The 19,639-nt window shown below is 65.0% G+C and carries 20 protein-coding genes and 1 pseudogene; 9 read left to right on the top strand and 12 right to left on the bottom strand.

Features of this window, described 5'->3' with window-relative positions:
* Positions 1-18 precede the first annotated feature (18 nt).
* Positions 19-306 carry an usg protein gene (locus ACKWRH_RS29090; RefSeq protein ID WP_014494242.1) on the top strand — a complete coding sequence of 96 codons (288 nt, stop codon included), beginning with the start codon at positions 19-21 and terminating at the stop codon, positions 304-306.
* A 161-nt stretch (positions 307-467) separates the two neighbouring features.
* The gene (locus tag ACKWRH_RS29085) at positions 468-1,007 is read left to right on the top strand and encodes a cupin domain-containing protein (RefSeq protein WP_071912540.1); all 540 of its coding nucleotides are present in this window, start codon (positions 468-470) and stop codon (positions 1,005-1,007) included.
* A gap of 117 nt (positions 1,008-1,124) precedes the next feature.
* Here ACKWRH_RS29085 and ACKWRH_RS29080 read toward each other — a convergent pair whose 3' ends face one another.
* Positions 1,125-2,375: a NupC/NupG family nucleoside CNT transporter gene (locus ACKWRH_RS29080; protein WP_445216312.1), complete on the bottom strand. Its 1,251-nt coding sequence runs from the start codon at positions 2,373-2,375 to the stop codon at positions 1,125-1,127.
* A 159-nt stretch (positions 2,376-2,534) separates the two neighbouring features.
* Between ACKWRH_RS29080 and ACKWRH_RS29075 the strand changes: the two genes are divergently transcribed.
* Positions 2,535-3,773, top strand: coding sequence for an MFS transporter (locus tag ACKWRH_RS29075; protein ID WP_445216311.1), 1,239 nt, complete (start codon positions 2,535-2,537; stop codon positions 3,771-3,773).
* A gap of 234 nt (positions 3,774-4,007) precedes the next feature.
* On the opposite strand, the gene ACKWRH_RS29070 is transcribed toward ACKWRH_RS29075, so the two are convergent.
* From ACKWRH_RS29070 to ACKWRH_RS29040, 7 genes are all read right to left on the bottom strand, one after another.
* Positions 4,008-4,766 (bottom strand): SDR family oxidoreductase, encoded by a 759-nt coding sequence (locus ACKWRH_RS29070; RefSeq protein ID WP_135216890.1) that lies wholly within the window; start codon positions 4,764-4,766, stop codon positions 4,008-4,010.
* Between the two features lie 33 nt (positions 4,767-4,799).
* Positions 4,800-5,558, bottom strand: coding sequence for a proteasome-type protease (locus ACKWRH_RS29065; RefSeq protein WP_028150003.1), 759 nt, complete (start codon positions 5,556-5,558; stop codon positions 4,800-4,802).
* Positions 5,559-5,672: 114 nt separating this feature from the next.
* Entirely contained in the window at positions 5,673-6,080 is a 408-nt protein-coding gene (locus ACKWRH_RS29060) for a carboxymuconolactone decarboxylase family protein (protein WP_028154692.1), read from the bottom strand.
* A 54-nt stretch (positions 6,081-6,134) separates the two neighbouring features.
* Positions 6,135-7,334: a flavin-dependent monooxygenase gene (locus tag ACKWRH_RS29055; protein ID WP_445216310.1), complete on the bottom strand. Its 1,200-nt coding sequence runs from the start codon at positions 7,332-7,334 to the stop codon at positions 6,135-6,137.
* Between the two features lie 149 nt (positions 7,335-7,483).
* Positions 7,484-8,332, bottom strand: coding sequence for a transglutaminase family protein (locus ACKWRH_RS29050; RefSeq protein WP_014494250.1), 849 nt, complete (start codon positions 8,330-8,332; stop codon positions 7,484-7,486).
* 169 nt (positions 8,333-8,501) lie between these two features.
* On the bottom strand, positions 8,502-9,446 hold the full coding sequence (locus ACKWRH_RS29045) for an alpha-E domain-containing protein (RefSeq protein WP_028150006.1): 945 nt from the start codon (positions 9,444-9,446) through the stop codon (positions 8,502-8,504).
* 4 nt (positions 9,447-9,450) lie between these two features.
* Positions 9,451-10,869 carry a circularly permuted type 2 ATP-grasp protein gene (locus ACKWRH_RS29040; protein WP_445216309.1) on the bottom strand — a complete coding sequence of 473 codons (1,419 nt, stop codon included), beginning with the start codon at positions 10,867-10,869 and terminating at the stop codon, positions 9,451-9,453.
* Positions 10,870-11,148: 279 nt separating this feature from the next.
* Between ACKWRH_RS29040 and ACKWRH_RS29035 the strand changes: the two genes are divergently transcribed.
* The 3 genes from ACKWRH_RS29035 (at position 11,149) to ACKWRH_RS29025 (ending at position 13,213) form a co-directional block, all read left to right on the top strand.
* On the top strand, positions 11,149-11,886 hold the full coding sequence (locus ACKWRH_RS29035) for a competence/damage-inducible protein A (protein WP_445216308.1): 738 nt from the start codon (positions 11,149-11,151) through the stop codon (positions 11,884-11,886).
* Between the two features lie 38 nt (positions 11,887-11,924).
* The gene (gpt, locus tag ACKWRH_RS29030; RefSeq protein ID WP_445216307.1) at positions 11,925-12,452 is read left to right on the top strand and encodes a xanthine phosphoribosyltransferase; all 528 of its coding nucleotides are present in this window, start codon (positions 11,925-11,927) and stop codon (positions 12,450-12,452) included.
* Between the two features lie 140 nt (positions 12,453-12,592).
* Entirely contained in the window at positions 12,593-13,213 is a 621-nt protein-coding gene (locus ACKWRH_RS29025) for a hypothetical protein (RefSeq protein ID WP_445216306.1), read from the top strand.
* 39 nt (positions 13,214-13,252) lie between these two features.
* On the opposite strand, the gene ACKWRH_RS29020 is transcribed toward ACKWRH_RS29025, so the two are convergent.
* Together ACKWRH_RS29020 and ACKWRH_RS29015 are read right to left on the bottom strand one after the other, a co-directional pair.
* Complete coding sequence (locus ACKWRH_RS29020; protein WP_038959595.1) at positions 13,253-13,483, bottom strand: hypothetical protein; 231 nt, start codon at positions 13,481-13,483, stop codon at positions 13,253-13,255.
* Positions 13,483-14,505: a methionine synthase gene (locus ACKWRH_RS29015; RefSeq protein ID WP_071912555.1), complete on the bottom strand. Its 1,023-nt coding sequence runs from the start codon at positions 14,503-14,505 to the stop codon at positions 13,483-13,485. Before ACKWRH_RS29015 ends, ACKWRH_RS29020 begins: the two co-directional genes overlap by 1 nt.
* Before the next feature lie 134 nt (positions 14,506-14,639).
* Here ACKWRH_RS29015 and ACKWRH_RS29010 point away from each other — a divergent pair.
* From ACKWRH_RS29010 to ACKWRH_RS29000, 3 genes and pseudogenes are all read left to right on the top strand, one after another.
* Positions 14,640-15,340 (top strand): annotated as a pseudogene (locus ACKWRH_RS29010) (glutathione S-transferase N-terminal domain-containing protein).
* A gap of 134 nt (positions 15,341-15,474) precedes the next feature.
* The gene (locus ACKWRH_RS29005) at positions 15,475-16,083 is read left to right on the top strand and encodes a 2-hydroxychromene-2-carboxylate isomerase (protein ID WP_445216305.1); all 609 of its coding nucleotides are present in this window, start codon (positions 15,475-15,477) and stop codon (positions 16,081-16,083) included.
* Complete coding sequence (locus tag ACKWRH_RS29000) at positions 16,083-17,060, top strand: NADPH:quinone oxidoreductase family protein (RefSeq protein WP_445216304.1); 978 nt, start codon at positions 16,083-16,085, stop codon at positions 17,058-17,060. Before ACKWRH_RS29005 ends, ACKWRH_RS29000 begins: the two co-directional genes overlap by 1 nt.
* A 107-nt stretch (positions 17,061-17,167) precedes the next feature.
* Here the strand turns inward: ACKWRH_RS29000 and ACKWRH_RS28995 are convergent, their stop codons facing one another.
* Both ACKWRH_RS28995 and ACKWRH_RS28990 read right to left on the bottom strand, forming a co-directional pair.
* On the bottom strand, positions 17,168-18,058 hold the full coding sequence (locus tag ACKWRH_RS28995) for a crotonase/enoyl-CoA hydratase family protein (protein ID WP_014494261.1): 891 nt from the start codon (positions 18,056-18,058) through the stop codon (positions 17,168-17,170).
* A gap of 159 nt (positions 18,059-18,217) precedes the next feature.
* Positions 18,218-19,639 carry an amidase gene (locus tag ACKWRH_RS28990; protein ID WP_445216303.1) on the bottom strand — a complete coding sequence of 474 codons (1,422 nt, stop codon included), beginning with the start codon at positions 19,637-19,639 and terminating at the stop codon, positions 18,218-18,220.

Here is a 19,639-nt window from a genome sequence, read left to right as displayed (position 1 = left end):
CCTGCAAAGGAGGTTGGCATGGGCTTGCGGAGTGGGGGCGTTTCCGAGGATTTCCGGAAACAGCTTTTGGGTTACGGGCTGACGACGGCGCAAATTCTCTATCGGATGCCCGATCATCCCTCGCTTCTCCAGACCTACGTCTGGCAGAACTACGACATGTTTCCGAAATTTCCGGCGCTGAAGGATTTCCTGGCGTTCTGGCAGGAGAAGCTCGACGGTCCGCTCCATTCGGTCACCGTCGCGCATTCCAAGCTGATCAAGCCGGCCGAGCTGCGCGCCGTGGATGGCGTGTTCCGGCTGCATTGAGCAGCGCGCTGGCATCGTAGGGTGGGCAAAAGGCGCGCTCGCGCCGTGCCCACCATCTCTCCGCGATTGCATCTGGCAATGGTGGACACGCTTTCGCTTTGCCCACCCTACGATATCTCGTTCTGTGCTAGCCTCCGCCCATAACAACAGGGAGGCCGGCCATGGCCAAGAAAACAAAATCGCGCAGCGCAGCCCAGGCCGCGGTGAAGAAGCGGAGCGGAGCCAAGGCCGTGGCACGATCCTCGGCGCGCAAGGCGGTGAAGGCGAAGGCGCGCACGACACCGGCAAAGGCCGCCCCGAAAAAGCCCGCCCGTCCCAAGCAGCGCATCGCCATCAGCCATCACCGCGAGGAAGACTTCAAGGCCGATGGCCTGCGCGCCTACGCCAAGTATCGCGACCTCGGCATCGCCGAAGCCAGCCACGGCCTCGCGCAAGCCCACGTGATCCGCCTGCAAGGCCCCTGCGATCCGAACGAGGTGTCGAAGTTGCACTTCCACGACGTCGAATTCCAGATGGTCTACGTGCTCAAGGGCTGGGTGAAGACCTACATGGACGGTCAGGGTGAGACCTTGATGAAGGAAGGCAGCGCCTGGACCCAGCCGCCGAAGATCAAGCACATGATCCTGGACTATTCGGATGACGTGGAGCTGCTGGAGGTGATCCTGCCGGCGGAGTTCAGGACGGTGGAGTTGAAGGCCTGATGTCATTCCGGCGCGCGCGCAGTGCGAGCCTGGAATCCATTTCTCCGCATGTGCTGACGCCCGATGGATTCCGGGCTCACCGCTTTCGCGGCGCCCCGGAATGACGGCGGAGAGAGCCTAACTCAACACCCCCACCACCGCCCCCATCAGGCACGTCGTCAGCGTCCCCGACACGATCGATTTCAGCCCGAGCGCGTTGATCTCCTCGCGCCGCTCCGGCGCCATCACCCCTAAGCCGCCGATCATGATGCCGAGGCTGGCGAAATTGGCGAAGCCGCACATCGCGTAGAGCATGATCAGGCGCGAGCGTGGATCGAGCGTATCGGGCGGCAGTTTTGAGAAGTCGACATAGGCGATCAATTCGTTGAGCACGGTCTTGGTGCCCATCAGGCTGCCGGCGGTCACCGCCTGATCCCAGGGCAATCCCATCAGCCAGCACACCGGCGCCATCACGAGGCCGAGCAGCCGTTGCAGCGAGATCGCGGCGCCGCCGATATTGGGCAGCAGGCCGAGGATGGCATTGACGAGATAGACCAGCGCCACCAGCACCAGCAGCATGGCGACGATGTTGATCAGCAGTTCGATCCCCGCGCTGGTCCCCTTCACGATCGCGTCCATCGGGCCGGAGACGTCCATCTCAGGATCTTCCAGCGCGCCGCCGGTGCGCTTGTCTGACGTCTCCGGCACCATGATCAGGCTGACGAGGATCGCGGCCGGCGCACCCAGCACCGAGGCGATGACGAAATGAGCGGCGGCATCGGGAATGAGCGGCGCCAGCAGCGTCGCGTAGAGCACCAGCACCGTGCCGGCGATGCCGGCCATGCCGCCGGTCATCACCAGGAACAATTCGCTGCGCGTCATCTGCGCCAGATACGGCCGCACGAACAGCGGTGCCTCGACCATGCCGAGGAAGATGTTGGCCGCGGTCGAGAGCCCGACCGCGCCGCCGACGCCCAGCGTCCGCTCCAGCAGCCAGGCCATGCCGCGCACGACCGGCGGCAGCACGCGCCAATAGAACAAGAGCGTCGTCAGCACGCTCATGACCAGCACGATCGGCAGCGCCTGGAACGCCAGGATGAAATCGGCGCCCGGCACTTTTACGTCGAAGGGCAGGGTGCCCCCGCCGATATAGCCGAACACGAAGGAGGAGCCGGCGCGCGAGGCCGCCGAGATTGCGCCGACCGCGTCGTTGATGGCGCCGAAGGCGCGCGCGACGACGGGCACCTTTAGGAGCACGACCGCGGTGACGAAGGTTGCGACAAGCCCGATCGCTGCTTGGCGAGCCGAGGCCGCGCGGCGATTCTCGCTCAGCACCCAGGCGATCAATAGCAATGCGAAAACGCCGAGTGCCGATTGCAGCCGAAGCATGATGTCCCCAAACCCTCAATGATTATGGCCGCGCGTGCGTTGCAAACGCAATGCCGGAAGGCCGCCGGAGCCGCCCGCTGTTGACAAGCAGGCCTGCGTCAGCCACGCGGGGCAGGTCGAAATCAGGGGGCGGACGGTCCAAGCGTGACCCAAGAGGCGATGACAGAGCAGCCGATATCCTCGAATCCGCCGGTCACCGCCCGCGCACTTCTCTCCCACCGCGCCTTCCTGTTCTTCCTGCTCTCGCGCAGCCTGTCGCGCTTCTCCAGCCAGATCGCGGCGGTCGCGATCGGCTGGCAGATCTATGATCTCACCGGCTCGGCCTTCGACCTCGGCATGGTCGGCCTCGTGCAGTTCCTGCCCACCGCGCTTCTGGTGTTCGTCGCCGGCCATGCCGCCGACCGTTTCGAGCGCAAGCGCGTGGTTCAGCTCTGCCAGCTCGTGGAAGCCGCGACCGCGCTCTATCTCGCGATCGTCACCTATCTCGGCGCGGTCAGCGAGGTGCAGATCTTCATCGCGACCTTCGTGCTCGGCATTGCCGGCGCCTTCGAGAGCCCGACCACCGCGGCTCTCTTGCCGCTGATCGCGCCGCAGGGATCGCTCCAGCGCGCAACCGCAGTCGCGAGCGGCGCGGGGCAGGTCGCGACCATCACCGGGCCGGCGCTCGGCGGCTTTGCCTACGCGGTCGCGCCGCATCTTGCCTATGCCGTGATGCTGCTGTTCTGGATTCTCGGGATGATTTTGACCGGCTTCATCCGGCCGCGCCCGCAGGCGGTCTCCAAGGAGGGGACGGACGCCGACAACATCTTCGCCGGCGTTCGCTTCATCCGCAGCAACCCGGCGATCCTCGGCACCATCTCGCTCGATCTGTTCGCGGTGCTGTTCGGCGGCGTCACCGCGCTGTTGCCGATCTATGCCCGCGACATCCTCCAGACCGGCCCGATGGGGCTCGGGATCTTGCGCGCTGCGCCCGCGGTCGGCGCGCTGCTCATGACCATGGTGCTGGCGCGTCACGCCATCTCGCGGCATGTGGGCCTGCGCATGTTCCAGGCCGTGATCGTGTTCGGCGTCGCCACGGTCGTGTTCGCGCTGTCGTCCTGGATGTGGCTGTCGGTGTTGTCGCTCGCCATTCTCGGCGCGGCCGACACGATCAGCGTCGTGATCCGCTTCTCGCTGGTGCAGCTCTCAACCCCCGACGAGATGCGCGGCCGGGTCGGCGCGGTCAACTTCCTCTTCATCAACGCCTCCAACCAGCTCGGCCAGTTCGAGAGCGGCGTCGCAGCCGCGCTGCTCGGCGCGATGCCCGCGGCCGTGCTCGGCGGCGTCTGCACGATCGCGGTGGCACTGCTGTGGATGAAGCTGTTTCCGAGCCTGCGGCAAGTGGAGAGTTTGGAGTAGGGCTCCGCTCTCTCCCCCGTCATTGCGAGCGCAGCGAAGCAATCCAGAATCTTGCCGCAGAGACAGTCTGGATTGCTTCGCTGCGCTCGCAATGACGATTGTGGAAGCAGCACAGGGATTTAGCCGGCCTCACCCCGTTGGCAGGGCGAGACCGGAGTCTACTGTGCATGGGGTTGTTTTTCAGTTTTTTGAGTCAGGCCCTCTCCCCGCAAGCGAGGAGAGGGAAGAGAGACCTTAGCCCCGTCCGACGAACGGCATCTTGGTCGCCATCACCGTCATGGTCAGCACGTTGGCATCGAGCGGCAGGCCGGCCATGTAGGCGACGGCGTCGCCGACCGCCTTGGCGTCCATGCGCGGCTCGTGCTTGGTGGTGCCGTCGGGCTGCAGCACGCCGGGGCCGTTGACCATGCGGTCGGTCATGGGTGTCGCGGCATTGCCGATGTCGACCTGGCCGACAGCGATGTCGTACATGCGGCCGTCGAGGTTGGAGGCCTTGGTGAGGCCCGTGATGGCGTGCTTGGTCGAGGTATAGGCCGCCGAGAACGGACGCGGCGCGTGCGCCGAGATCGAGCCGTTGTTGATGATGCGGCCGCCGCGCGGGCTCTGGTCCTTCATGATGCGGAAGGCGTGCTGGGTGCACAGGAACGGGCCGGTGAGGTTGGTGTTCACCACGGCCTGCCACTGCTCGAGGCTGAGATCCTCGAAGTTCACCGCCGGCGCGCCCATGCCGGCATTGTTGAACAGCACGTCGAGTCGGCCGTAGGTCGCCTTGACCTTGTCGAACAGCGCGGCAATGGAGTCCGGCTTGGTCATGTCGGCCGTGACGCACAGGCTCTTGCCTGCGGGGCCGAGCTTCGCGGTCTCCTCGAGCATGTCAAGCCGGCGCCCGACCAGCACCACGGTGAAGCCGGTGTTCATCAGCGCCAGCGACGCCGCGCGCCCGACACCGGTGCCGGCACCCGTCACCACTGCGATCTTGTTTGCTTCACTCATCGTTTCCTGCCTTTTCTCTCTTCAAGTTGGCTGTCAGGTTTTTGGTTCTTTTTCGTTCTTGTAGGGCGGCCGCGGAATGTTCTGATGCGCCGCGCGCAAGGCCGCCGACCAGCGCGAGCGCAGGTCGTGGAAATAGGGCTCGCCTGCCTCGATGCGGTGGTTGAGATCGGCATCGCAGGCGTCTGCGCGCACCACCAGCACGTCGATCGGCAGGCCGACGCCGAGATTGGAGCGCATGGTCGAGTCCATCGAGATCAGGCCGGTCTTCAGCGCCTCGTAAAGCTCGACGTCGTAATGCATGGCGCGGTCGAGCACCGGCTTGCCGTATTTGTGCTCGCCGATCTGCAGGTAGGGCGTGTCCGTGGTGCACTCGATGAAATTGCCGGCGGTGTAGACCATGAACAAGCGCATGCGCGCGCCTTTGATCTGGCCGCCGAACAGGAAGGAGACGTCGAAGGAGACGTCTTCGGATCTCAGCGCGGGTCCTTCGGTCGCGTGCACCGCCCGGATCGCCCGGCCGATGCGCTGGGCGGCCTGGAACATGGTCGGCGCATTCATCAGCGTCTCGACCTCGCCCGTGGTGGGGTCCTCCAGGCCTTCGGTCAGCGTCGACAGCACCGACTGGCTGATGGCGAGGTTGCCGGCGCTGGCGATCGCCATGATGCGGTCGCCGGGTTTCGAGAAGATGTGGAGCTTGCGGAAGGTCGAGACATTGTCGAGCCCAGCATTGGTGCGGGTGTCGGCGATCATCACCAGACCGTCCCGAACCAGGATTCCGCAACAATAGGTCATTTCCAGTCCCCGAACGCGTTTGCGCGGAATTACTAGCCAATTTCGGGGAGGCATGAAACCCCCGATTCCCCGGGGGAGGTCGGCATTCGCCGGCGAAACGGCTATCCCTGCCGCTCAGTCCGCGGCATCGACGAGAAACGCCTCGTCGACGGGGACGCCGAGCGCCGTGACCAGCCGGTTGGTCTCCGCGGCCATGCCGACGATGGCGAGCATCTCGCCATATTCGGCCTCGGTCATGCCCTTGGCCCGTGCGCCGGCGGTGTGCGAATGGATGCAGTAGCTGCAGCCGTGCGCGATGGAAACCGCTACGTAGAGCATTTCCTTGATCTTGGGATCGAGCGCGCCCGGGGCCATCACCTCCTTGATGCTCTCCCAGGTCCGCCGCAGCGTCTTCGGATCATGCGCGAGCGCGCGCCAGAAATTGTTGACGAAGTCCGACTTCCGCACCTTGCGGATATCGTCGAAAACGGCGCGCGCCTCGGCGGAGAGCTCATCGTCCGAAAGCAGCTTTACGGTCGCCATGGGATACCTCGCGGGGTCAGGTCTGATCCCGCGAGTGTAGCACGGCTCGAGCCCTCAGCCGGCATGTCCGGCCGAACGACGCAACGCCAGCTTGCCGACGTCGACATATTGCCGCTGCTGCGCGTGAGCGTGCTGTGCTGCGACGTGAAGGTCGCGCAGGCGCCGCTGCAGCGGCGAGCTGTCGTAGACAGCGCTGGCGCCGGCCAGCGCAAAGCAGGCATCCGCGATGCCGACGCAGGTCGTGGCGAGCCAGGTCGCGGATCGGGCCCCCTCGATCACCAGGTCTTCGTCGTTCAGCGTTCCCGCCAGCGCGTGACGCCAGTGGCTGGCGGCCTGGACCTGGTGAAACGCCTGCGCGGCTCCGAGGTCGGCGGAAATCCGTCCGAGATCGTACTGGAATATCTCGGACTCCCGCATCGGCACGGCCGCGTACAATTGCTGCCTTCCGGTAGCGGCCAGCGCGAGCAGGTCATCGACGGTGCCTTCGGCCATCCCCACCGAGAATGCGCCGTGCACCAATGGCAGCCATTGCCGCAACGCCTGATAGAGCGGACCCGACTGGCGCGGGGCGGCATCGAGATCGAAGAAATGGGCTTCGGAAACCAGCGTCTCCCGCAGCGTGACGTGATGGCTGCCGGTGCCCTTGAGCCCCGCCGCGTGCCAGGTGTCCTCGATCTCCCAGTCGCGCGCCGGCAGTGCAACGACGCGAAGCAGCGGCTTGCCCTGCGGGCCGGGGACCGGTTTGCCGTTCTCGGTGACAATGCAGAACCCGCCGATCCAGTCGGCATGCGTGCAACCGCTGGCGAACGGCCAGCGGCCTTTGACGCGATAACCGTCGGCCACGCGCTCTGCTGTTCCACCCGGTTGGGACGAGCCGCAGATCGCCGTATCCGGTCCGTCCTGATAGATGCGCTGGTACAATTCCAGAGGTGACGCGGCGACGAAGAGGCTGCTCGCTCCGGCGACAGTCGCGATCCAGCCGAGCGAGCCGTCGAGACGGGCCAGTGCCTTGATAACCTCCAGTCCGGCCGGAAAATCCAGCTCCAGCCCGCCATGGCTGCGCGCAACGAACATCCGGAAGAGCCCGATCGACCGCAGTCGTTCCACGAGGTCGGGCGGGACGCGGCGTGCGGCTTCGATCTCCGCGGCGCGTGCCTTGATCTCGGGAGCCAACTCCCGGATCCCCGCAAGAACGTCTTGGTGGGGATCGCGCAGGGGCACGGAATGCTTCTTGTTCTTTTCGTGAAGCCGCATCTGTCTCAACCTCTGTTGCGGAATCGGATCACAACGGAGGTTGAAGAGATGGCGCTACGGGACGGTTTCAGCGCGGCGGTCGTCGATTACAGCCGTAACGCTGCGACGTGATTGCGCCGCAGATGCCTCGTGACGAGATACCGCCGCGCCTAGCTCTGCCGCTGTGACTGCGACTGCGATTGCCCGCCGCGGCCGGCCTGCTCGACCTTCACGGCCACCGTCAGCGTCTCCGCGCCGCCGCCATAGCGGGTGCCGCGCACGGGGGCTGCGCCGAGATAGTCGAGCCCGATCGCAACGCGGACATGGGCGTCGGTGGTGCAGATGCAGTTGGCGGGATCGAAGCCGACCCAGCCGAGACCGTCGACGTAAGCTTCCGCCCAGGCATGGCCGGCATCTTGGTGCACCGTGCCGTCGGAGCGCAGGAAATGGCCGGAGACGAAGCGCGCCGGCACGCCGCCGCTGCGGGCGCAGGCGATGAAGATATGCGCGTAGTCCTGGCAGACGCCGCGCTTGAGCGTGAACGCTTCCGCCGCCGAGGTGCCGCTGTTGGTCGGATCCTCGTCGAAGGTCATGTGATCGCTGATTTGCGTCATCAGCGTGTGCAGGAAGCCGAGCGTGTCGCTCTCGGCCTCGCTGCGCAACTGCCGCGCGACCGCCGTCATCGCCGGATTGACGGTGGTGAGGTCGGTGGCGCGCAGGAACATGCCGGCCGGAAAACGCTCGTCGGCGCCGCGCAGCACGCCGCCGGTGTCGTGGGTCTCGATCAGGCCCTCGGCGGTGATCTTGATGTCGCCGACGGGTCCGCAGGACAGCACATGGGTGACGTTGCCGAAGGCGTCCTCATGGGTGTCGAGCTTGGTGTCGGTCGAGACGTCGATCTGCCACTCCGCCACATATTGCCCGTCATGGCTGCCGGGCGTCATGCGCAGGATCTGGATCACGCTGGTGGCCGGCGGCTCGTAGCGATAGGTCGTGGTGTGCTGGATTCGCAGGCGCATGGTGGACCGTGAAGTTAGTGGTTAGACCCGCTGCCTACTACGAAGAAGCTCGTCATGCCCGGGCTTGTCCCGGGCATCCACGATCTTCCTCGCCGCGCAAAAGCAAGAACGTGGATGGCCGGGACAAGCCCGGCCATGACGATATCCCGTTTTCGTCAGCCGGGGGACATCAGATCAGATACTGCTTCGTGATGATTTCGCCCAGCCTGGAATTGTCCGTGATGAATTCCTGAATGAATTCATGCACGCCGTGCTGGAAAATGTCGTTCATATTGCTGTGTTCCAGCCGGTTGCGGATGCCGCGGGCATGGCGCTGGGCGGGGCCCTGGCGGCCATAGGCGACGCCGATCTGGTCGAGGTTGCGCACGAGATTGCCGTAACAGCTTGCCAGCGAGCGCGGCAGCGTGTCGTTGAGGATAAGCAGGTCCGCAATCAGCCACGGCTTCAGCGTCTCGCGATAGACCCAGTGATAGGCCGTCAGCGCCGAGACCGAACGCAGGATCGAGCTCCACTGATAGAAGTCGAGCGGGCCGCCGACATGCTCCTCCTCGGGCAACAGCACGTGGTACTTCACGTCGAGGATGCGCGCGGTGTTGTCGGCGCGCTCCAGATGCACGCCCATCCGCGAGAACCAGTAGGCGTCGTTGCGCAGCATGGTCCGGTAGGCCGAGCCGTCGAAGCGCAGCGAAGTCTCCTGCACGAAGCGCAGGAATTTTGCGAGATCCTCGCGCGTGGAGGTGCCCTTGCTCCAGACCTCCTGGAGTTCGATCCAGGCCGAGTTGATGGTGTCCCACATCTCGCTGGTGAGCGCGGTGCGCACCGAGCGCGAGTTCAGCCGCGCCGCCTCGATGCAGTTCCTGATCGATGATGGATTGCTTGCCGAGAACGAGAGGTAGTCGACGACGTTGTGCTCGTTGGCTACTTCATACTGTTGATAGAAGCTCGCGGCGACGCCGGCGGTGAGAAGCGCCGAGTCCCATTCATTGGTCTTGCCGATATAGGCGGCGGGAAGCGCGGTGACGCGCAGCGTCGCATCGATGGTGCGCGCGAGATATTCGGCCCGTTCGACATAGCGGGCGAGCCAGTAGAGGTTTTCGGCGGTACGCGACAGCATCTGACTACTCGTCCAGGATCCAGGTGTCTTTGGTGCCGCCGCCCTGGCTCGAATTCACCACCAGGGAGCCTTCCTTGAGCGCGACCCGTGTCAGCCCGCCGGGCACGATCGTCGTGCTCTTGCTGCCGGTGAGCACGAAGGGCCGCAGGTCAACGTGGCGTGGCGCGAGGCCGCTTGCCGTACAGGTCGGGCAGGTCGAGAGCGCCAGCGTCGGCTGCGCGATAAAACCTTCCGGCTCGCGCTTGAGCTTTTCGCGGAAGGCCTCGATCGTCGCTTTCGTCGCGGCGGGACCGATCAGCATGCCGTAGCCGCCGGAGCCGTGGACTTCCTTGACGACGAGCTCGCCGAGATTGTCGAGCACGTAGGCGAGGTCCTTCGGCTCGCGGCAGCGCCAGGTCGGCACGTTCTTCAGGATCGGCTCCTCGCCGAGATAGAATTTCACGATGTCCGGCATGTAGGAGTAGATCGCCTTGTCGTCGGCGATGCCGGTGCCGACCGCGTTGGCGAGCGTGATGTTGCCGGCCGCATAGGCCGACATCAGCCCGGGCACGCCGAGCACGGAGTCGGGGCGGAAGGTGAGGGGGTCGATGAAGTCGTCGTCGACGCGGCGATAGATCACGTCGATCCGCTTCACCCCCTCGGTCGTCCGCATGAACACTTCGTTGTTCTTGACGATGAGGTCGCGGCCTTCGACCAGTTCGATGCCGAGCTTGTCGGCAAGAAAGGAGTGCTCGTAATAGGCCGAGTTGTAGACGCCGGGCGTGAGCAGGGCGACCGTCGGCTCGCCGGAGGCGCTGTGCGGCGCCACCGATCGCAGGGCGGAGAGCAACTCGTCCGGATAGCGTTCGACCGGCGCCACCCTGTGGCGGGCGAACAGGTCCGGAAACAGCCGCATCATGATCTCGCGGTTTTCCAGCATGTAGGACACACCCGACGGCGTACGGGCATTGTCCTCCAGCACGATGAAGTCCTCGGCATCGACCCGGACGATGTCGATGCCGGCGATGTGCACGTAGACGTCGTGCGGCACCTGCTGGCCGTTCATCTCGGGGCGGAACACCGGGTTCTGGAAGATCAGGTCGTCGGGCACGATCTCGGCGCGCAGGATGTCGCGGCCATGATAGATGTCGCGCAGGAACATGTTGAGCGCGCGCACGCGCTGCTTCAGGCCCTTCTCCAGCAGCGCCCATTCCTTGCCGGACATGATTCGCGGGATCACGTCGAAGGGGATCAGGCGCTCGGTGGATTCGGAATCGCCATAGACGGCAAAGGTGATGCCGATGCGGCGGAACAGGAGCTCGGCCTCCTGGCGGCGATATTCGAGCGCCTCGGGAGGCGTCTCCTTGAGCCAGCGCGCCAGCTCCTGATAGGCGGGGCGAAGGTCCCCACCGGGAATGTTCATTTCATCAAACGCGACTGCCATAGATCCCGACTTGTCTCCGCAAGGCGTAGCGCCATTCGACAGGTCGCCAGGCCTTGGTGAAGACCGCAACGTCCTGGCCATGCGGCAAGAGTGCATGACTCTGAGGAGGTAGCAAGGGCTGGGCCAGCGCGATAAGCATGGAGTTGTGGCATTTGCCGGGGACAGCCGGGAGGGCTGCCTCAAAAAATGGCTGAGGACTGCTTATTTCGGCAGCAAAACCGCGTGACTTCAACGCGTTACCTCGGCAAAGTCGGGCCGACAGGTGAGGGACTTAAAGGTATGAGCGACATCGTCACGGCGGGCATTCTGGTCATCGGGGATGAAATCCTGTCCGGCCGCACCAAAGACAAGAATATCGGCTTCATCGCCGAATACCTGACCAATATCGGCATCGACCTGAAGGAAGTCCGGGTCGTCTCCGACGACGAGGACGATATCATCGCCGCGTTGGATGCACTGCGGAAACGCTACACCTATGTCTTCACCACCGGCGGCATCGGGCCGACCCATGACGACATCACCGCTGACAGCGTCGCCAAGGCGTTCGGCGTCGGCATCGACCACCATCCGGAGGTCGTCGCCCGCTTCCGCGAGCGCTGGAGCGAGCAGGACCTCAACGAGGCCCGCCTGCGCATGGCCCGCATCCCCGACGGCGCCGAGCTGATCCAGAGCGCCACCATCCTCGCCCCCGGCTTCAAGATCGGCAACGTCATCGTGATGGCCGGCGTGCCCTCGATCATGCAGGCGATGATGGACATCGTCTCGCCCAAGCTGAAGTCGGGCGTGCGCATGCTCTCCGAATCGGTTCGCGCCAATGCGCGCGAAGGCGACATCGGCGGCCCGCTGCGGGCGATCGCCGCCGCCCATCCCGACACCATCATCGGCAGCTATCCGTTCATGGACGAAGATCAGAAGCCGAACACCAATCTGGTGGTGCGCTCGCGCGACGCGGACAAGCTGGCAGCGGCGATGGCAGCGGTGAAGGAAATGCTGGCGGGATTGAACATCACCCGGTAGCAGAAAGGCTGCCGGATGAAGATTGGCAGGAGACAACAATGGCTGGTGAAGCACCGGAGCTGAGCGCGCAGGAGCGGGCCGGCAAGGCCTTTCCCGTTTCGTGGGACCAGTTCCACCGCGACTGCCGGGCGCTGACCTGGCGGCTCAACGAGGTCGGCCCGTTCCACGCCGTCATCGCGATCACCCGCGGCGGTCTGGTGCCGGCCGCGATCGTGGCGCGCGAGCTCGGTGTCCGCATCATCGATACGGTCTGCATCGCCAGCTACGACCACGACAAGCAGGGCGAGCTCCAGGTCCTCAAGGGCATGTCCGATGCGGCGATGAAGCTCGGCGGCGGCACCGGCAAGGGGCTTCTGATCGTCGACGACCTCGTCGACACCGGCAAGACCGGCAGGCTGGTGCGCGACATGCTGCCCGATGCGCATTTCGCGACCGTCTACGCCAAGCCGAAGGGACGTCCGCTGGTCGACACCTTCATCACGGAAGTCTCGCAGGACACCTGGATCTTCTTCCCCTGGGACACCGCGCTGTCCTACCATCCGCCGCTGCGCGACGGCGCGGCGTGACGATCGCCGTCATTGCGAGGAGCGACTTGTCCGCCGTAGCTCGAAGAGCGAAGGCGGAAGCGACGAAGCAAGCCAGACTATCTCCGCAGACGCATTTCTGGATTGCCTCGCTTCGCTCGCAATGACAGGTGGAGGTGGCCATGCCCCTGCAAAACCGTGTCACGCCGACCGGCGACATCATCGCCACGCCGCACCGGGGCCTGTTCACCGGCAATCGCGGCATCATCCATGATCCCGCGACCAGGATGCTACTCAAGAGGCGCTGGTCGTCGCCGGCATGGCTCACCTGTACCTGCGAATTCCGCGGCCGCCGCCGCGAGGTGATGGCGACGCATAGCTGGACCGAGCTGTTCTTCCTCGACGAGGCCACCGCGCTCGCCGCCGGCCATCGCCCCTGCTTCTACTGCCGCCGTGACGATGCCAATCGCTTCCGGGCCGCTTGGGAGAAGGGCAACCGCGTCCGTGATGTCCGCATGCACGATATCGACACGGTGCTGCACCACGAGCGGCTTGATCACGGCAAGAAGCGGCTTCACGCGCTGCTGGTGCCGCTCGAGCAGCTTCCAGACGGCGCGATGCTGCAGCAGGGCGATGAAAGCTTTCTGCTGATGCAGGGCGGGGCGCTGTTGTGGTCGGCGGCGGGTTATGTTGGAGGCGCGCGAGAGCTCGACGATGCGCAGTTGCTGACCCCGCCATCGACGCTGCGCGCGATGAGCGCCGGCTATGAGGTCACGCTGCACCCCAGCGCGCACCGCGCCTAACCGTCCCCGCAAGGGGGACGGAACGCAGCGAGCGTGTGGCTATTTCAGCGGCCGCCCTTGCTCATCCACTGTCGTCCGCGCATCGCGCAGCGCCCATTCGCGGATGATCTGGCGGCAGCGGGTGAGCTCAGCCTCGGTTGCCGTACCCGTATCCTTCGACGCGCGCTCGACCATGGCCTTGCAATTCAACAGCACGGAGCGATCCTCCGCGCGCGCAGCGAACGTGATCCCCGCAAGAGCCGTGACGACGAGTGCCGTTCGGAGCACCATCACCCCAGCTTCTCGCGCGCCAGCGCGGCACCGGCGCCGAGCGCCATCAGCTTGGCCTCGGCGATCTCCCGCCGCATCGGCGCCATGCCGCAATTGGTGGTGGCGATGATGTTGCTCTTGGGCACGAACTTCGACACCGCGTCGATCACCTGCACGACGTCCTCGGCCGTCTCCACCGTGTCGCTGGCGACGTCGATCACGCCGGCCTGCACGATCTTGGTCTTGAGCAGCGCGAGCAAATCGAGCGGCACCTTCGAATTGCGGCACTCGATCGCGACCTGCTGGATCGGGCTCGCGTCGATCGCCGGAAAGATCTGCTCGTATTGCCGCCACTGGCTGCCGAGCGTCTCCTTCCAGTCGGTGTTGGCCTTGATGCCGTAGCCGTAGCAGATGTGCACGGCGGTGGCGCAGGTCAGCCCCTGCGCGGCACGCTCCAGCGCCTTGATGCCCCAGTCGTTGACCTCGTCCATGTAGACGTTGAAGGCGGGCTCGTCGAACTGCACGAGATCGACGCCGTCGGCCTGCAATGCCTTGGCTTCCTCGTTGAGGAGATCGGCGAAGGCAAAGGCCATCTTGACGCGATCACCGTAGTAACGGTCCGCAATCGTGTCGATGATGGTCATCGGGCCGGGCAGGGTGAACTTCAGCTTCTTCTTCGTGTGCGTGCGCGCCACGCGCGCCTCGTCGGCATGAACACGCCCCTTGAGCTGAAGCGGCGCGACCACCTGTGGCACCATCGCCTTGTAGCGGTCCTTGCGGATGCCCATCTCGACCTTGTGGGCGAAGTCGATGCCGTCGATCTTCTCCAGGAAGCCGTGCACGAAATGCTGGCGGGCCTGCTCGCCCTCCGTGACGATGTCGATGCCGGCATCCTCCTGGACTTTGACGGCAAGCATCGTCGCGTCGCGCTTGGCGCGGAGAAGCTCCGCGCCTTGCGACTTCCAGGGTGCCCAGAGCATGTTGGGCTCGGCAAGCCATTCCGGCTTCGGCAAGGAGCCGGCGATCGTGGTTGGAAACAGCATGGCGGCTCTCCCGGCAGGTTGTGTTGCGCCCCTTCCTGCCATGTCTTAACGTCAAGGTACAGAACAACAAAAGTCGCTCTCTATTCCATCGGCGACGACAGGGAAGGCCCAAAGGAAAGGCCAAGGGAAAGGTCATGATCGACCTCTATTACGCGCCGACGCCGAACGGCTGGAAAATCTCGATCATGCTGGAGGAACTCGGGCTCCCCTATAACGTGAAGCCCGTCAATATCCGCGCCGGGGAGCAGTTCAGCCCCGAGTTTCTGGCGGTCTCTCCGAACAACCGCATTCCCGCGATCGTCGACCACGCGCCCGCCGACGGCGGCGCGCCGTTCTCGGCATTCGAGACCGGTGCGATCCTGATTTACCTCGGGGAAAAGACCAGCCGCTTCCTGACCAGCGATCTGCGTGGCCGCTCGACGACCATCCAGTGGGTGATGTGGCAGATGGCGGGCCTCGGGCCGATGCTCGGCCAGCACGGCCATTTCGCGCTCTATGCTGCTGAAAAGATCCCTTATGCGATTGAGCGCTACCGCGACGAGGCCGCGCGGCTCTATGGCGTGCTCGACCGGCAGTTGGCCAAGACCGGCGCCTATGTCGCCGGCGACTATTCCATCGCGGACATCGCCTGCTTCCCCTGGACCATGACCACAAGGCGCAGGGCTTTACGCTCGACGACTATCCAAACGTGAAACGCTGGTACGCCGAGGTGCGCGCAAGGCCACAGGTGCAGGCGGGGCTTGCGATCGGCAAGTTCGTGAATGAGCCGTTCGACGAGGAATCACGCAAGATCATGTTCGGCCAGCGTGCCAAGGAAGTGTTGGGAAAGAAGTGACGGCAACGCCGTCATTCCGGGGCGCGCGAAGCGCGAACCCGGAATCCATCGGGCCGCAATAAAATTGGTGAAATGGATTCCGGGTTCGCGCCCAAGGGGGCGCGCCCCGGAATGACGAAAGCAAAGGAAACGCCATGATCGAATTCTTCTTCGACTGTTCCAGCCCCTGGACCTATCTCGCCTTCCACAACATCCAGCCGCTGGCAAAGGAGCTGGGGGCCGAGATTATCTGGCGGCCGATCCTGGTCGGCGGCATCTTCAACACGGTCAATCCGAGCGTCTACGCGCAGCGCGAGACGCCGGTGCCGCTGAAGGCGCGCTACATGAAAAAGGACCTCGCCGACTGGTCGCGCTCGGCCGGGCTTGCGATCAAGATGCCGCCGACGGTGTTTCCGGTGAACAGCGTGAAGGCCATGCGCGGCTGCATCTGGCTGGGGAAAGACATGGTGCCGTTCGCCACTACCGTGTTCGAGACCTATTGGGGCGGCGACAAGGACATCTCGCAGGACGCCGTGCTCGCCGAGATCTGCAGGAAGGTCGGTGTCGACGAGCAGAAGTTCTTTGCCGGCATCTCCGAGCAGGCAATCAAGGACCAGCTCAAGGCCAACACGGAAGAGGTCGTGGCACGCGGTGGCTTCGGCTCACCGACGATCTTCGTGGGCAAGACCGACATGTACTTTGGCAACGACCGCCTGCCGCTGATCCGCGAGGCGCTCGAACGCAGCAAGGCGAGTGCGGCCTGATGGTGCGGGCTGTCGTCTGCCACGCGCTCGGCGCGCCTGAGGCGCTGCGGCTGGAGGAGTTTCTGTCACGCGCCGTCAAACCGGGTGAGGTGCGCGTTGCGATCCGCGCCGCCGGATTGAACTTTCCGGACGTGCTGATGGCGGCCGGCGAATATCAGCTCAAGCCGGAGCTGCCGTTCACGCCCGGCATGGAGGCCGCCGGCGACGTCACCGAGGTGGGCGCAGAGGCAAGCGGCGTGTCAGTCGGCGACAAGGTCATCGTGAAGATGCGCCATGGCGCCTTCACCGACGAAGCGGTGGTGACGCCGTCGCAGCTCACGCCGATGCCGTCGACGTTCGACTATGCGGAAGCCGCGACCTATCTCGCCGGCCACGGCACCGCCTATCACGCGCTGATCGATCGCGGCCGGGTCATGCCGGGCGAGGTGTTGCTGGTGCATGGTGCCGGCGGCGGCGTAGGGCTTGCCGCGGTCGAGATCGGCAAGATGCTGGGCGCGACCGTGATCGCGACGGCCTCCAGCGACGAGAAGCTCGCCATTGCGAAGTCGCGCGGCGCCGATCATCTCGTCCGCTATGACCGCGAGCCGTTTCGCGATGCCGTCAAGCGCATCACCGACGGCCGTGGCGCCGACGTTGTCTTCGATCCCGTCGGCGGCGAGGTGTTCGAGAACTCGATGCGCTGCATCGCCTGGGGCGCGCGGCTGCTGGTGATCGGCTTCACCGGTGGCATCGGCTCGGCGAAGACAAACCTGTTGCTGATCAAGGGCGCCAGCGTGCTCGGCGTGCGTGCGGGTGAAGCCGTGCGGAAAAATCCGGCGCTCGGCGAGGTGCGGCTCAAGGCGCTGCTGCAATGGGCGGAAGAAGGCAAGCTGCGCCCCAACGTCTCGCATCGCCTGCCGCTCGAGGATTACGCGAAGGCGATGCGGCTGTTGATCGACCGCAAGGCGATCGGGCGGGTGGCGCTGGTGATGGATTGACGGTGCTGTTGAATCGTAGGGTGGGTTAGCGAAGCGTAATCCACCACTTCTGTGTCTGCGGAACGTAAAGAGGTGGGTTACGCCTTCGGCTAACCCACCCTACGAAGCTACTTGTACTCCCGCTCGCTCCACCACGGAAAATAGTCCGGCATATCGCTCGACACCTTGTTCTTGAACTGCGCCGGGCGCTTCTCCAGGAACGACACCACGCCTTCCTTGACGTCGTCCGAGCGGCCGCGCGTGTAGATGCCGCGGCTGTCGACCTTGTGGGCTTCCATGGGATCGTCCGCGCCCATCATGCGCCACATCATCTGGCGGATCAGGGCGACCGACACCGGCGCGGTCTTGGCAGCGAATTCCTTGGCCAGCGCGCGGGCGGTCGGCAGCAGATCATCCGGGGCGACGACCTTGCTGACGAGGCGGCCGGCGAGCGCTTCCTGGGCCGGGAAGACGCGGCCGGAATAGCACCATTCCAGCGCCTGCGAGATGCCGACGATGCGCGGCAGGAACCAGCTCGAGGCGGCCTCTGGCACGATGCCGCGCTGGGAGAACACGAAGCCGAAGCGCGCGGCATCCGAGGCGATGCGGATGTCCATCGCGAGTTGCATGGTGACGCCGATGCCGACGGCAGGGCCGTTCACGGCGGCGATCACGGGCTTCAGGCACTTGAAGATGCGCAGCGTCACCTGACCGCCGCCATCGCGCACCTGCGGATCGCTGTAATCGACCTTGCCGTCCGCGAAACGCTTCACCGGCCCGCGCCGGGCATCGCGATCGAAGGTATCTGCACCCGAGGAGAGATCGGCGCCCGCGCAAAAACCGCGGCCGGCGCCGGTGACGATGATGGCGCGGACGTCGTCGTCCTTGTCGGCGGCGTCGAACGCGTCGATCAGCTCGGCCTGCATCTGCGCATTGAAGGCGTTGAGCTTGTCGGGCCGGTTCAGCGTGATGGTGAGGATCTGCTCGGCGACCTCGTATTTGATGGTCTCATACGCCATGGTGGTTTCCTTCCCTTGTTTCTTGTCGGTCTCTCTAGCACGTCATTCCGGGGCGCGCGAAGCGCGAACCCGGAATCCAATTTCTCCGCATCACTTGTGCGGATGAATGGATTCCGGGCTTGCGCCAAGAGGGCGCAACCCGGAATGACGAGAGAGTGTTTACTGCGCCGGCGGGCTCGGCCAGGGCTTCTGTGCGCCGCGCAGGCCTTCGAACGCCTTGGCCATGCCGAGCACGCCGATATCATCGAAGCGGCGGCCGACGATCTGCACGCCGATGGGAAAGCCGTTGGCGTCGAAGCCGCCATTGATGGAGACGGCAGGGTTCTCCGACATATTCCACGGGACGGTATAGCAGATGTGCTCGAACGGCCTCATGGGATCGTTGGTGGGTGAAGCCCAGTCCGCCGGATAGTTCACGTTCGGCGCGGTCGGCGAGATCACGTAGTCGAGCTCGCAGAACAGCTTTGACGCAGCCGCGCGGATCGCCATGGTCTGGTTGAATCCGCGGATGACATCCACACCCGAGAGCTTTGCGCCGGATGCGCCCCATTTGAAGATGTAGGGCAGCACCTTTGCCTGTTCTGCCGGCGTCAGCCTGGCCAGATCGTCCCACATCCGTGCGCGCCAGAAATTGTCGAGGCCGTCGAGCATCTCGCGGGTCAGGATGCCGTCGACCTCGGTGACGACGCTACCTGCGGATTCGAACGCCTTTGCGGCTTTCACTGCAACATCGCGGACCGGCCGTTCTGCCGGCAGGCCGGTGCCGGCATCGAGCATCAGGCCGATGCGCAGTTTGCGCGGGGATTTCTCCAGGCCCTTCCAGTTGAGAGGCTCGGCGGGCAGGCTCATGCCGTCGCGCCGGTCGGGCTTTGCAATCACGCTCATCATCAGCGCGCAATCGTCGACCGTGCGGGTCATGGGACCGGCGACACGGCCGACATAGGTCGGGTCGATCGGCACGCGGCCAAAGCTCGGTTTCAGGCCGACGAGACCGCACCAGCCCGCAGGCAGGCGGACCGAGCCGCCGATATCGGTGCCGAGATGCAAAGGGCCGTAGCCAGCCGCAGCCGCCGCGCCGGCGCCCGCGCTGGAGCCGCCGGGATTCTTGGAGAGGTCCCAGGGATTGCGCGCCAGCGCGTGGAAGCTGGAGAGTCCCGAGGACAGCATGCCGTAATCGGGCATGGTGGTTTTTGCGAAGATGATCGCACCGGCCTCGCGCAGTCGCGCAGGGGGCGGGGCGTCCTTCTCGGCCGGCACGAGCTTCACGCTGGCGGCGCCGAGCGGCACCGGCACGCCCTTGGTCGCGATGTTGTCCTTCACCGTCACAGGCACGCCGTCGAGCGCGCCTGATGGCTCGCCCCCGCTCCAGCGCGCGGTCGAGGCCTTCGCGGCCTCGCGCGCGCTGTCGGGATCGAACGCGTAGAGCGCCTTGAGATGCGGTTCCCACGCAGCGACGTGCGCAAGCACGTCCTCCAGCACCTCGCTCGGCGAGAACTGCTTGGCCCGATAGCCCGCGATCAGATCGACCGCGGAGAGATCGTGCAGCGAGGTGACGGCCTCTTCGACGCTCTTCTTGTGCAT

The organism is Bradyrhizobium sp. Pa8 (genome assembly GCF_052588265.1).
Note: the sequence above shows the minus strand (reverse complement) of the source record. Positions and strands in the feature narration are given on the sequence as shown.